The organism is Streptomyces coelicoflavus (assembly GCF_045041415.1).
GTDB lineage: Bacteria > Actinomycetota > Actinomycetes > Streptomycetales > Streptomycetaceae > Streptomyces > Streptomyces coelicoflavus.
This window is the reverse complement of the sequence record NZ_CP108218.1, coordinates 3,248,917-3,262,266: the sequence shown is the minus strand read 5'-3', so window position 1 is coordinate 3,262,266 and position 13,350 is coordinate 3,248,917. Positions and strand designations below refer to the sequence as shown.

Annotated in this window: 9 protein-coding genes; 5 read left to right on the top strand and 4 right to left on the bottom strand. The window is 74.5% G+C overall.

Annotation, left to right across the window (positions count from 1 at the left end):
* Positions 1–51 precede the first annotated feature (51 nt).
* Together OHA99_RS14275 and OHA99_RS14270 are read right to left on the bottom strand one after the other, a co-directional pair.
* Positions 52–1,728, bottom strand: a complete 1,677-nt coding sequence (locus OHA99_RS14275) for a peptidoglycan DD-metalloendopeptidase family protein (RefSeq protein WP_405696042.1) — start codon at positions 1,726–1,728, stop codon at positions 52–54.
* Positions 1,729–1,924: 196 nt separating this feature from the next.
* Positions 1,925–2,884: an esterase/lipase family protein gene (locus OHA99_RS14270; protein WP_405696041.1), complete on the bottom strand. Its 960-nt coding sequence runs from the start codon at positions 2,882–2,884 to the stop codon at positions 1,925–1,927.
* A 441-nt stretch (positions 2,885–3,325) separates the two neighbouring features.
* On the opposite strand from OHA99_RS14270, the gene OHA99_RS14265 reads away from it, so the two are divergent.
* Complete coding sequence (locus OHA99_RS14265; RefSeq protein ID WP_007444094.1) at positions 3,326–3,742, top strand: cobalamin B12-binding domain-containing protein; 417 nt, start codon at positions 3,326–3,328, stop codon at positions 3,740–3,742.
* Positions 3,743–3,973: 231 nt separating this feature from the next.
* Here the strand turns inward: OHA99_RS14265 and OHA99_RS14260 are convergent, their stop codons facing one another.
* Both OHA99_RS14260 and OHA99_RS14255 read right to left on the bottom strand, forming a co-directional pair.
* Entirely contained in the window at positions 3,974–5,716 is a 1,743-nt protein-coding gene (locus OHA99_RS14260; protein WP_405698948.1) for a DUF5691 domain-containing protein, read from the bottom strand.
* A gap of 99 nt (positions 5,717–5,815) precedes the next feature.
* Positions 5,816–6,853, bottom strand: coding sequence for a hypothetical protein (locus OHA99_RS14255; RefSeq protein ID WP_164383530.1), 1,038 nt, complete (start codon positions 6,851–6,853; stop codon positions 5,816–5,818).
* A 131-nt stretch (positions 6,854–6,984) separates the two neighbouring features.
* Between OHA99_RS14255 and OHA99_RS14250 the strand changes: the two genes are divergently transcribed.
* The 4 genes from OHA99_RS14250 (at position 6,985) to OHA99_RS14235 (ending at position 13,012) form a co-directional block, all read left to right on the top strand.
* Entirely contained in the window at positions 6,985–8,094 is a 1,110-nt protein-coding gene (locus tag OHA99_RS14250; protein ID WP_153178325.1) for an AAA family ATPase, read from the top strand.
* Between the two features lie 126 nt (positions 8,095–8,220).
* Positions 8,221–10,680 carry a DUF5682 family protein gene (locus OHA99_RS14245; RefSeq protein ID WP_405696040.1) on the top strand — a complete coding sequence of 820 codons (2,460 nt, stop codon included), beginning with the start codon at positions 8,221–8,223 and terminating at the stop codon, positions 10,678–10,680.
* Positions 10,677–11,876 carry a VWA domain-containing protein gene (locus OHA99_RS14240; RefSeq protein WP_345962504.1) on the top strand — a complete coding sequence of 400 codons (1,200 nt, stop codon included), beginning with the start codon at positions 10,677–10,679 and terminating at the stop codon, positions 11,874–11,876. Before OHA99_RS14245 ends, OHA99_RS14240 begins: the two co-directional genes overlap by 4 nt.
* A 173-nt stretch (positions 11,877–12,049) precedes the next feature.
* A complete protein-coding gene (locus OHA99_RS14235) occupies positions 12,050–13,012 on the top strand; it encodes a hypothetical protein (RefSeq protein ID WP_405696038.1) in 963 nt (320 codons plus the stop codon).
* The last annotated feature ends 338 nt before the right edge of the window (positions 13,013–13,350 follow it).

The window sequence follows — 13,350 nt, the reverse complement described above, 5'->3', positions numbered from 1 at the left end:
CGGGCATCGGCCCGGGCCCGGACCGGCTCGGGCTGCTGAGACGTTACGGCGTCACGTCGGGCTGACGCCGTGGCTGCGCAGCCACGGGAGCGGGTCGATCGACGAGCCGCCCGCGGGGCGCACCTCGAAGTGCAGGTGCGGACCGGTGGAGTTGCCCGAGTTGCCGGAGAACGCGATCGCGTCGCCCGCCTTCACGGTCGTACCGGAGGGGACCTGGTAGCTGGAGAGGTGGCAGTACCACGTCTCCGTGCCGTCCTTCGCCGTCACGATCATCATGTTGCCGTACGCGCTGTTGTACTGCGTCCGCACGGTGCCGTCGGTCGCCGCCATCACCTTCGTCCCGTACGACACGGGGAAGTCGATGCCGGTGTGGATGGACATCCAGTTGATGCCGGCCTGCCCGTAGTACGCGCTGAGGCCGTGCTGCTCCACCGGGAGGGCGAACTTGGGGCGCAGTCGCTCCTTGCGGGCCGCCTCCTCCGCCGCGCGCCTCTTCTCGGCGGCCTGCTCGGCCTTGAGGTCGATGCGCTCCTGGGTCCGGCTGGCCCGGTCGGCGAAGTCGTCGGCGCCGGCGGCCAGGCTGGTGAGCTGGGTGTCCAGCTTGTTGTTGGCGGCGGACGGTTTCACCGGCGCGGCCTTCGCGTTGCCCGGGTCCGGTGCCGACGCCGCGGTCTCCGTGCCCTCGTCGCCGGTCAGGCTGCCGACGGAGGCGGCCGCGATACCGGCGACGCTCATCACGCAGGCCGAGGGCACCGCGATGGTCAGCAGCGCGGAGCGCTTGGCGGGCTGGCGGCGACGGGAACGCGCCCCGGCGCGGGAGCCGGTGCGTGCGGCCGGGATCCGGGCGGCCGGCGTGACCTCCTCCTGGTCGTCCAGGAGGGCGGTCACGGCGGGAAGTTCACCGGTGGCGGCCAACTCGACGTCGTACGGGACGGATTCCGCCGCCCCCTCCGACGCGGCGAAGTCGGAGTCCTCGGCGACGGGCGGGGCGTCCCGCGTGGCGTCGTCCGGTGCGGGGTGCCCGGCCGGGCGGGTCGTGTCCTCGACCACGGCGGTGGCGGTGGCGTCCGCGTTCCACTGGGTGGCGTCGTAGGCGCCGGTGTCCACCGGACCGCCCGCGAACGCGCCGGCGTGGAACGTGCCGGTCGCGTAGGCGCCCGTCTCGTAGGCGCCGGTGTCGTGCGTGGTGGTTCCGAAGGCGGCCGTCTCGAAGGTGCCCGTTTCGAGGGTCTGCGTTCCCCAGTGCCACTGCTGGGTTCCGTCGGCCGGGTCGCCCGACTGGTCCGGTGTGCTCCAGGCGCCGGTGTCCCACTGCCCGGTGGCGTCGGTGGCCGTCGCCTGCGGCGTCATGGAGCCGGGCTGCTGGTACCCGGCCGTCCAGGCCGTCGCGTCGTAGGCGCCCGTGTCGTAGGCGGCCTGGTGCTGGGCCGCGTACGCGTCGTAGTGCAGGGTCTGCGCACCGCCGGTGGACCACTGGGTGGCGTCGTACGAGCCCGTGGCGTCGTGGGTGCCGGTGTAGTGGCCCGGCATGCTGCCGAAGAGGGGGTCCGCGTCGAATGCGGAGGGGTCGGCACCGCCGGTGGAGAAACCGGTGGCGTCGTAACCGCCGTACGTGGTGAGGTCGCCGTACTGGGCCTCCCCTGTGCCGTACGGCGCGTACTGCGCCGAAGCGGCGTCGGAAGCCGAAGCCGGGGTGTTTCCGGTCCCCGACGGGTGACGGTCGTTCACCAACTTCTCTTTCGCCTCGACAACAGGGGCTGCCAGAGCAGTGCGGCGACTGTACCCGGCGGTATACGGGCACGACAATCTTCCGCAGGTTTCGCGCGCGAAGGAAACGGGCAATCGGCCGTGTTTTGGGGGAGGGCGGGCACGGGTTTGGCTTTGCGTTCGACTTTTGTTCGAGTCCGAACGGGTTGCTTCGGTCTCAGGCGATAGTGAGTCCCCCGGATTCGGAGTCCGTTTCCGGTTCCGGTCCGGCGGTGTCGAGTGCCTGCCGGACCCCCGTGGCGACGGTGGGGTGCAAGGGCAGCGCGAGGTGACCGATGCCGCTCACCCGTACGTTCTGCACGCTCAGGTCGGGATGGTCGAGGCAGGCCGTCTCCAGCGGATCCATGACGTGGTCCAGGTCGCTCCAGAAGCTGACGAACCGCGTACGGCAGCCGGGCGCCGGCCGGGTCAGCTCGTCGATCACCGCCGATCCGGGACGCATCTGGCGCACGATCGGGTGCGCGTTCGCCAGCGGTACCACCTTGGTGCCGGCGTGCGGAGTGCCGAGCGTCACGAGGGTGCGGACCCGGCGGTCTCCGCCGAGGCACTGCACGTAGTAGCGCGCGATCAGGCCGCCGAGGCTGTGCCCGACCACGTCGACGCGCTCGCTGCCGGTCCGCTCGCAGATCTCCTCGACGTGCCGGCCCAGCAGTTCGGCGGCGGTGCGGATGTCGCAGGTCAGAGGGGAGTAGTTCAGCGACTCGATCTCGTGCCTGCCGTGCTGGGCCAGGCTGCGGCGCAGCAGCAGGAAGACCGAGCGGTTGTCGATGAAGCCGTGCAGCAGGACGACCGGGGGGCTGGTGGGGACCGGGAGCCTGAGGGGCGGGGGTGACGGCTGCGGGTCCCGGGAGTCCGTCGGCCGGAGCGCCTGGGCCGGACGGCGCTCCTGGATGATCCCGGAGGGATAAAGGAGGAGGTGCCCGGCGAGGATCGCGGCCTCGAGGGCGCTCGCCTTCAGGAGGTTCAGGGAGAGCCCGGTCAGCCGGCCGGGAAGGGCTGCCACCTCGGACAGTCCGGGGAGGGCGGGGAGCCCCGGGATCGTGGGGAGCCCCGGCAGGCCGGGCAGGAGACGCTGAATGAGCGGGAGAAGGGGCAGTGCTGCCGTGGTGACCTTCATGGGCCGACCTCCTGTCGGCACGCAGGGACGCCTCTGTCCCCCGTGTGCCCTCGATGGAGCGCCGTGACACCAGAGATTGGTGATGTTCGCGAGGTTTACGCACGTCTCAGGGCCGCATGGGCCGTACGAGCCGTACGAGGCCTGTGGTGTGCGTGAGGTGAAGCGGTGGGTGGCGAGGCCCGCTCGCCGCCGTCCTGTGCCGCCCTCGCTGCGGTGCTCCGTGCGCAATGTGCCGCCGCGCCCTGGTGCGGTGCGCGGCGAACGTGTCCCACCGTGTGATTTCCCCCTCTGTATCCACCGCGAAACTGCCGGTTGCGGGATGCTGGCGATAACGTTCGTTCACTTCCCCGGCCGTCGTGGTGCGGGGTCTCCGCGCCGTGAGACGCGAAGTGTGCGGTACTTGTCGGTACGGATGGATGTAGTCGCTTCATGGAGGCAGTGATGGGTGTGGCAGCCGGTCCGATCCGCGTGGTGGTGGCCAAGCCGGGGCTCGACGGCCACGATCGCGGGGCCAAGGTGATCGCGCGGGCCCTGCGCGACGCCGGTATGGAGGTCATCTACACCGGGCTCCACCAGACTCCCGAGCAGATCGTCGACACCGCGATCCAGGAGGACGCCGACGCGATCGGGCTGTCCATCCTCTCCGGTGCGCACAACACGCTCTTCGCCGCGGTGATCGAGCTGCTCCGGGAGCGGGACGCGGCCGACATCCTGGTCTTCGGCGGCGGGATCATCCCCGAGGCGGACATCGCCCCGCTGAAGGAGAAGGGCGTCGCGGAGATCTTCACGCCCGGCGCGACCACGGCGTCCATCGTGGACTGGGTCCGGGCGAACGTGCGGGAGCACGCGGGGGCGTAGTCGCCGCCCGCCGGGCCGGTGCGGGTCCCCGGGCGCGTGCGCCGGCGGCCCGGGCGGGTGCCTGTGGGTGCGCCCGTGTGCCGTTGGGTGCCGGTGGGTGCGCCCGTGTGCCTGTGGGTGCGGGTGTGCGCCGGTGCGGGCGGGTGTGCGCCGCTGGGTCTGCGCGCGCGGGCCCGACGCCCTGGGCGACGGCGTGTCCCTCCCGTGCCCTGTGCCGACGCGGCGCCGTCGCTACCCGGCCCGGAGCTCCTCGGCCATCGCCGCCCGCAACCGCAACGTCGTCACGAGCCGTTGGAAGGCCTCCGCCCAGTACCCTCCGGCTCCCGGTGACGCGTCCGCCGACTCGTCCGGTATCGCCAGCAGGCCGTCGAAGCGGCCCGCCTCCGAGGGGTCGAGGCAGCGTTCGGCCAGCCCCATCACGCCGCTGAAGCTCCACGGGTAGCTCCCGGCGTCGCGGGCGATGTTGAGCGCGTCGACCACCGCACGCCCGAGCGGCGTGGCCCACGGCACTCCGCACATGCCGAGCAGCTGGAACGCCTCGGACAGTCCGTGCGTCGCGATGAACCCGGCGACCCACTCGGCGCGTTCGCCGGCACTCAGGGTGCCGAGCAACTTGGCCCGCTCGGCCAGGGACACCGCGCCAGGACCGCCCGCCTCGGGCGCGGTGGGCGCTCCCAGCAACGCCCTCGCCCAAGCGCCGTCGCGCTGTCGTACCGCCGCACGGCACCACGCCGCGTGCAGCTCGCTCTGCCAGCCGTCCGACACCGGGAGAGCGACGATCTCCTCGGCCGTACAGTCCGCGAGCCGGTCCGGCCAGCAGGCAAGCGGCGCCGCCTCCACCAACTGGCCGAACCACCACGAACGTTCACCCCGTCCCGCGGGCGGCTTGGCCACCACACCGTCCCGCTCCATGCCCGCGTCGCACTCGTGGGGCGCTTCGACGACGATCGCCGGTGGGGTGAGGCTGCGGTCGAGGGACACACAGGTCACGGCTCGCGCCCCCATGCGCGCGGCCAGCGCCGAGCGCGGCAGCGCCGACAGCAACTCCGCCGCCGTGGCCCGGACATTGCGGCTGCGGTCGGCCAGCGCCTGCTCCAGGAACGGCTCGTCCGCCGCTTCCAGCCCCGTCCGCAGCGAGTCGAGGAACATCAGCCGGTCCTCGGCCCGTTCCGTGGCCCAGGTGGACATCAGCAACTCGCGGGCGCCCGCGGGGTCACGGGTGCGCAGGGACGCCAGGAGAGCGATCCGCTCGGCGAACAGGCCCTCGTCCCAGAGCCGCCGCACCCGCCCGGTGGCATCCGGACCGGACACGGTGGCGACGCCGCCGTGCGTCGCCCGCAGGGCGAACCGCCAGTCCGGGTTCAGCCGGGCCAGCCACAGGGCACGGGGCCCCGCGAACGTCAGCGCCGCAGGCCGCAGGTCCGTACGGCCACGCGCCGCGTCCAGCAGTGCGGGAAGCGCCTGGGGCGGTGCCGCGAAACCGCGGGCGTTCGCCGTCGCCAGCCATTGGGGCAGCAGTTCCATCAGATCGGGCGCGCTGCCTCTGCGGCCGCCGCCCGCCGCGCCGGGGCGGTCGGTGAGCAGCATCATGAGGCGGTGGACGGCAGCGGACGGCAGCGGCGTGCGTCGGTCCTCGGGCGCGGGGTCGAGGCGCCGGGCGGCGCGGGCCGGTCGCAGTCCCGCGCGACGGCGTACGGTCTCCGCGGCCGCCGCGTCCAGCAAGGCGCCCGCGGCGCCGTGCCCCCGCCCGCCGCCCGGCGGAGTACGCCGGTCCGTACCCAGCAGCGCCGAGGTGACCAGCCCCTCCCACACGCCGGGTTCGGAAGCCGCCGAGGGTGGGGCGGAGGCCACCGGCGGGCGGGCCGACGCCGGCTGGCGGACCGTCTCCGCCGGCGGCACGGCGGTTTCGGTTTCGGCTTCGGATGTGGATCGGGATCCGTTGGTGGCTGCTGCCCGGACGGTGGTCCGGGGCACGGCGTCCACCCTGGTTACGGTGGACGTGTCCGCGGGGGTGGGAGTCCTGGTCATGTCGTTCCCCTCAGGTTCCGTTCCGGTCCCGTCGCCCGGGACGGGTCAGCACAGCGGCACCGCCGGGCCCGGCCCGGCCGGCCAGGCCGTCAGCGGCGTGAAGCCCCGGTGGCCGCACTCGCCGAAGACCGTGACCGGCGCGCCGCCCGACAGGGCGACCAGCCGCCACAGTCCCGACCGGCTCCCGGCGGCCGGGGCGAGCGGCAGGGCCGTGTCCCCGTCGGCGTCCGCCAGTTGCCAGCCGTCGCCGTCCGGCACGGGGACCACCCGGTCCAGGGCCACCGGCACCGAGTCCAGCCACGGGTCGTCGCGGAGGGCCCCGCCGTAACGGACGGCCGCCTGGGACGTCGTGAGCCCCCTGGGGCGTGTCCGCGCGGGCTCGGGCGGTGCGAACCGCCGGCCGAGGGCCGCTCGCTGCCGGACCGCTCCCGGGTACGCCGAGAGCTCCGCGTCCAGGGCCAGCCCGACCGGCAGCGCCAGCTCCGGTGCACGGCCCCCGGCCCCGTAGGAGAGGAGCAGCGCCGTGCGCTCCGACTCCGCGCCGTGCAGCCAGATGCGACGGGTCGTCAGCCTGGTGTCCGCGGTGTCGTACTGAGCGAGTACCAGCCAGTGGTCCCGCACCGGGGGGCCGTCCGCGGCCGCTTGCAGGCCCACGCGTGCACGGACCGTCGCCGCCAGGCCGTCCGGCAGCCGCTCGCGACGCAACCAGCCCTGGTCGAGCAGATGGAGCAGGGCGCACTCCTCGAGCAGCCGCACCGGCCAGCCGGGGCCCGACGACGGTATGGACCCCAGCTCCCTCACCCGCGAGGCCAGTCCCGGCGCCTGGGCGTCGACCATGCGGGCCGCCGTCTCCTCCCACAGCCCGGGCCCCGCTTGTCCGGCGCCGGCCAGACCGCCGCGCAGGAGATCCGCGAGGCGCTGCTCCAACTCCGTCGCGCCCGCGGTGATCCGCTCGGCCCGCCGCTCCGCCCGGCGCCGCGCCGCCTCGGGATCACCGGTCACGGCCGCGGGGGCGGACGGGGCCGCCGTCCTCTCCTCCGCGTGCTCGTGCCGTTCGGTCCGGCTCGCCCCCTGCTGCGTCATGCCATCGAAGGTAGATCCCGCCACTGACAATGACGTGGACGAGCCTGTTTGTGCAGGTCAGGGCGATTGTCAGTGGCGTGGTGCACCGTGGACGGCAGATCGAACCGGCCTAGCTGGAGGGGGAATCAGCCATGTCCGCAGGTGTAGTGCAGACGTCCGGGACCGAGGTCTTGCGGCCGCACGCCGAGCACGCGTTCGCGGCCGAACTGGCCGCGCTCGCCGCGCAGGACGACCGTCCGCGTCCGGACCGCTGGAGGCTGTCACCGTGGGCGGTCGCCCTCTACCTGCGCGGCGGGACGCTGCCCGACGGCACGGTCATCACCCCGAAGTACGTGGGCCCGCGCCGCGTCGTCGAGGTCGCCGTCAGCACGCTCGCCACCGATCGCGCACTGCTCCTGCTCGGGCTGCCCGGTACGGCGAAGACCTGGGTGTCCGAGCACCTCGCCGCGGCCGTCAGCGGCGACTCGACCCTGCTGGTGCAGGGGACGGCCGGCACACCCGAGGAAGCGATCCGCTACGGCTGGAACTACGCACGGCTCCTCGCCCACGGTCCCGGCCGGGACGCCTTGGTGCCCAGCCCGGTGATGCGGGCCATGGCGGAGGGCACGACCGCCCGCGTGGAGGAGCTGACCCGCATTCCGGCCGATGTACAGGACACCCTGATCACCATCCTGTCGGAGAAGACCCTGCCCATACCGGAACTGGGCCAGGAGGTGCAGGCGGTACGCGGCTTCAACCTGATCGCCACCGCCAACGACCGCGACCGCGGGGTCAACGAGCTGTCCAGCGCCCTGCGCCGCCGCTTCAACACCGTCGTGCTGCCGCTCCCGGAGAGCGCCGAGGCCGAGGTCGACATCGTCACGCGTCGCGTCGACCAGATCGGCCGCTCCCTCGACCTGCCGTCGGCGCCCGACGGCACCGACGAGATCCGCCGTGTCGTCACCGTCTTCCGCGAGCTGCGCGACGGGCTGACGAGCGACGGCCGTACGAAGGTCAAGTCGCCCAGCGGCACGCTGTCCACGGCCGAGGCGATCTCCGTCGTCACCGGCGGTCTCGCCCTGTCCGCCCACTTCGGCGACGGGGTGCTGCGGCCCGGCGACGTCGCGGCGGGCGTCCTAGGCGCGGTCGTCCGCGACCCGGGAACCGACCGCGTCGTCTGGCAGGAGTACCTGGAGACGGTCGTGCGCGAACGCGACGGCTGGCAGGACTTCTACCGGGCCTGCCGGGAGGTGTCCGCATGAGCGGCACGGGGATGTGGACGCGAGGTGGGGCGGGCGCCGCGGTGACGGGCGCCGTGGTGACCGGTACGACGGCGGGCGCGGGGGACGACGGGGACTCGAGCTGGACCCGTAGGCGAGGGGGACGGCGTGGCGGGCACTGACGGGGCCGGGAGCGGCGGGTCCGGCGGTCCCGGCGGCACCGGCGAACCCGGAGGCCGGCTGTCGCTGCTGGGCGTCCGCCACCACGGGCCGGGGTCGGCGCGGGCCGTGCGGGCCGCGCTGGAGGCCGCCCGGCCGGGGGTGGTGCTGGTCGAAGGGCCGCCGGAGGCCGACGCCCTGATCCCGCTGGCCGCCGACGAGGACATGCGGCCGCCGGTCGCCCTCCTCGCCCACGCCGTGGACGAGCCGGGGCGCTCGGCGTTCTGGCCGCTGGCCGAGTTCTCCCCCGAGTGGGTGGCCGTCCGCTGGGCCCTGGAACACGGAGTCCCGGCCCGCTTCATCGACCTCCCGGCCGCGCACACGCTCGCCTGGCGAGCGGCGGACGAGGAGACGACCGGGCAGGCCGACGAGGAGAGGACCGGGCAGGCGGACGAGGAGGTGACCGGGCCGGGGGACGGCCGGGAAGGAGGGGACGTGCCCGGTGCGGCTTCCCTCGACGTCCGGGGCGACCCGCTCGCCGTCCTCGCCTCGGCCGCCGGGCACGACGACCCGGAGCGCTGGTGGGAGGACGTGATCGAGCACCGGGGACCGGGGGAGGGGGACGTGTTCGCCCCGTTCACGGCGCTGGAGGAGGCCATGACGGCGCTGCGCGAGACCGAGGAGGGCGGCGAGGGGGACGCCGTCCACGACCGGGACCTCGTGCGGGAGGCCTACATGCGGCTCCAGGTCCGGGCCGCGCGGCGGGAGTTCGCCGAGGGCGTGGCCGTGGTCTGCGGGGCCTGGCACGTGCCCGCGCTGCGGCGCAGGGCCGCCGTCGCCGCCGACCGGGCCCTGGTGAAGGGGCTGCCCAGGACCAAGGTGGACATGACCTGGGTGCCCTGGACCCATCGCCGACTGTCCCGGGCCGGCGGGTACGGGGCGGGCATCGAGTCACCGGGCTGGTACGGGCATCTGTTCGCCGCGGTCGACCGGCCCGTCGAGCGATGGCTGACCAGGGTGGCCGGACTGCTGCGGGAGGAGGGCAGGACCGTCTCCCCGGCGCACGTCATCGAGGCGGCGCGGCTGGCCGGGACGCTCGCGGCGATCCGTGGACGCCCGCTGCCCGGGCTGAGTGAGACGACGGACGCCGTGCGGGCGGTGCTGTGCGACGGTTCGGACGTGCCGCTGGCGCTGGTCCACGACCGGCTGGTGGTGGGGGACGTGCTGGGCGAGGTTCCCGCCGGGGCGCCCGCGGTGCCGTTGCAGCGGGACCTGACCCTGACCCAGCGGCGGCTGCGGCTCAAACCCGAGGCCGCGGAGCGTGAGCTGGAGCTGGACCTGCGCAAGGAGACCGACACCGGGCGCAGCAGACTCCTGCACCGGCTGCGGCTGCTCGGCGTCGGCTGGGGCGAGCCGACCGCCTCGCGCAGCACCGGCACGTTCCGGGAGACGTGGCGGCTGCGGTGGGAGCCGGAGCTGTCGGTGCGCGTCGCCGAGGCCGGGGTGTGGGGCACGACGGTGCTCGCCGCGGCCACGGCCAGGGCCGAGGCGGACGCCGTCACCGCGCGGGGCCTGGCCGAGGTCACCGCGCTCGCCGAACGCTGTCTGCTGGCCGAACTGCCGGACGCGCTCACGCCGGTGATGCGGATCCTCGCCGACCGCGCGGCGCTCGACACGGACGTCGGCCACCTCGCCGAGGCCCTGCCCGCCCTCGTCCGTTCACTGCGCTACGGCGATGTGCGCGGCACGGACACCGGAGCGCTGGCCGAGGTCGCCGCCGGTCTCGCCGAGCGCGTCTTCGTCGGCCTGCCCGCGGCCTGCGCCGCACTGGACGCCGACGCGGCCGAGGAGATGCGCCGTCACGTGGACTCCGTGCACACGGCCGTGGGCCTGCTCGGCGACGCCCCCGCGCCGGGCCACGGCGACCTGCGGTCCCGCTGGCGGACAGTGCTGCGGACCCTCTCCGCACGGGACGCGGTGCCCGGCGTCGTCCGCGGGCGTGCCGTACGGCTGCTGCTGGACGACGGTGAGCTGGCGCCCGACGAGGCGGCGCGGATCATGGGCCTGGTGCTGTCCCCGGGGACCGCGCCGACGGACGCGGCGGCCTGGATCGAGGGCTTCGTCGGCGGCGGCTCGGGCGGCGGCATGCTCCTCCTGCACGACGAGCGGCTGCTGGCCCTGATCGACGCCTGGCTGACCGGCGTGCCGGCGGACGCGTTCACGGACGTACTGCCCCTGCTGCGCCGCACCTTCTCCGCCTACGAGCCGGGAGTGCGCCGCGGCGTGGGCGAGCTGGTCAGACGCGGGCCGGAGGCGCGGGGGAGCGTGACGACGGCGGGCTCCGGCATACCGGGCTTCGCGGCCGGCCTCGACACCGCGCGGGCCGACGCGGTCCTGCCGGTGATCCGGCTGCTGCTGGGCGGGGACCCGGCAGCGGACGACGACGACCTGGTGGGAGTGGGCACATGACGGGGCACCCGACCGGACACACGACGGCTACCGAGCCGGTGGACGCCGACGGGGCGGCGCGGGAACGGCTGCGGCGGTGGCGCCTCGTCCTCGGCGGCGACGCGGCCGACGGCACCGGCCACGCGCTGTCCGGCCGGGACGCCGCGATGGACGGGGCACTCACCGCGCTCTACGGGAAGGGCGGCGCCCCACGGGCCGGGCGGGACCGTGCGGCCGGGCTGGGGGCCTCCGCACCGGCAGTGGCGCGCTGGCTGGGGGACATCAGGACCTACTTCCCCTCCTCCGTCGTCCAGGTCATGCAGCGGGACGCGATCGACCGGCTCGGGCTCGACACCCTCCTGCTGGAGCCGGAGATGCTCGAGGCGGTGGAGGCCGACGTGCACCTGGTCGGCACCCTGCTGTCCCTGCACCAGGCGATGCCGGAGACGACGAAGGAGACGGCACGGACCGTCGTGCGCAAGGTCGTCGAGGACCTGGAGGAGCGGCTCGCCACCCGTGCCCGTGCCGTCCTGACCGGTGCCCTGGACCGCAGCGCCCGCGTCAGCCGCCCCCGGCACCACGACATCGACTGGCACCGCACGATCGCGGCCAATCTCAAGCACTACCTGCCGGAGCACCGGACCGTCGTTCCGGAGCGGCTCATCGGCTACGGGCGGGCCTCCCGTTCGGTGAAGAAGGAGGTCGTCCTCTGTGTCGACCAGTCCGGGTCGATGGCCGCGTCCGTCGTGTACGCGTCCGTGTTCGGCGCGGTGCTGGCGTCCATGCGCGCGATCGACACCCGGCTCGTCGTCTTCGACACGGCGGTCGTCGACCTCACCGACCAGTTGGAGGACCCGGTCGACGTGCTCTTCGGCACGCGTCTGGGCGGCGGTACGGACATCAACCGCGCGCTGGCGTACTGCCAGTCGCGGATCACCCGGCCCGCGGAGACGGTGGTCGTGCTGATCAGCGACCTGTACGAGGGAGGCATACGCGACGAGATGCTCAAGCGGGTCGCGGCGATGAAGCACGCGGGAGTGGAGTTCGTGACGCTGCTGGCCCTGTCCGACGAGGGGACGCCCGCGTACGACCGGGAACACGCGGCGTCCCTCGCCGCGCTCGGCGCACCGGCCTTCGCCTGCACCCCCGATCTCTTCCCGGAGGTGATGGCGGCGGCGCTCGAGCGGCGGCCCCTGCCGATACCGGACGCCGGGTGACGACTCGGTGCTCCGGGGTGTCCTGATTCCCGTGGTCATAACGGATATGACTCCCCATCGGTGTGAAGGGGGCTTGCACGAACTGCGGATGTCCGTGCGAGTATCGCGCGGCGTGTCGATGCGTTGTTCGACGCGTGGCCCCAGTTCCGCCGCACGGGAGGGATCTCCGCCCCTTGATCCGGTCAGCAGTACTGCCCGGTGCCGCTCTGCGCGTCCTGCGCACGGCGGCCGGGCGGCGTGCGCTGCACGTGGCGCTGCTGGTGGGCGGGGTGTTCCTGCTCGGTCTGTTCTGCGGAGGGCGGGCGCAGGCGGCCGACGAGGCTCCGGACACCTTGGCGGACACGGTCGGCCGGGTCCTCGACGTCCCCGCGCAGACGCAGACGCAGACGCAGACGCAGATGCAGCGACAGATGCAGAAGCAGGGCGCCGAAGCCGTTCCGGAGCCGCGATCCGGCGCCGTGTCCGAAAGGCTCGGGGCGGTCGTGACGGCGGAGGTGCCGTCGGTGCAGGTGCTCCCGGACCCGTCCGGCCCGACGGACCCGATGGCCCCGCCGAAGCCCTCGGACCCGGCCGACGTGCCGGACCTCACCGATGTCCCGGACCTGGCCGACTTGGTCGACTTGGCGGAATTGGCCGAGTTCACGGACCTGACGGACCCGGTCGGCCGGACCGATCAGACCGATCCCTCCGGCCGTTCGGGATCGGCAGCCCCGGGCCCGCGCCCCGAGCCCGCGACGGAGGCACCGGAGGCGACGGTGGCGGACGACGCCGGCCCCGCCAACGACTCCGGTGCCGCCGACACCCGCGTCGCAGAGGAAGCCGGGAACCCGGCGCGCGTCGTCGGCTACGGGCCGGAGCCCGGCCCTCGAACGGTGCCCGCCGCGCACGTGCGCCCCCACCCGCCCGGTATCGCGCACACCGAGGACGCGCCCGGCCGCCCCTCGCCCACCGGGGACCCCGACGGGTCGCTCGGCGCCGTGTCCGGTGCGGACCAGGGAACGTCGCGTCACGGGGACGTCCGTGCGGTCACCCCGCTGCACCGGATCACCTTCCGGATCCTGCCGGGCGCCCCGGAGCGGGCCGACGCGGCCGGCGTCCGGGAGCCGTACCGGGACATTCCCGTCTCCCCCGCCTAGAACGGCCTTCCTCCGCCGCGCCCTCGCCGCGCCCCGGCCACGCAGTGCCGCGCACCCGCCCGGGACCCGCCCGGGACCCGCCCGGGATTTACCCGGCACCCGCCAGGCCTCCAGCCACGCCCCCGAGCGGCGCCGCATCAGCCGTACCCGCCGCCGCGGACGAACCGCCGCGCCGCCGCACCCCGCCCCGGCGCACCGGACACCCCCGCCCCCACCCGGTGCCGGGCGTCCGGTGCCCGGCGCTCGGCGCCGGCATCACGCGGCCTCGTCGCCGCGGCGGCGGACACAGACCCCGCGGGGCGGCAGGCCCCGGACGGCCGAAAGCCGTCGGCCTCCGT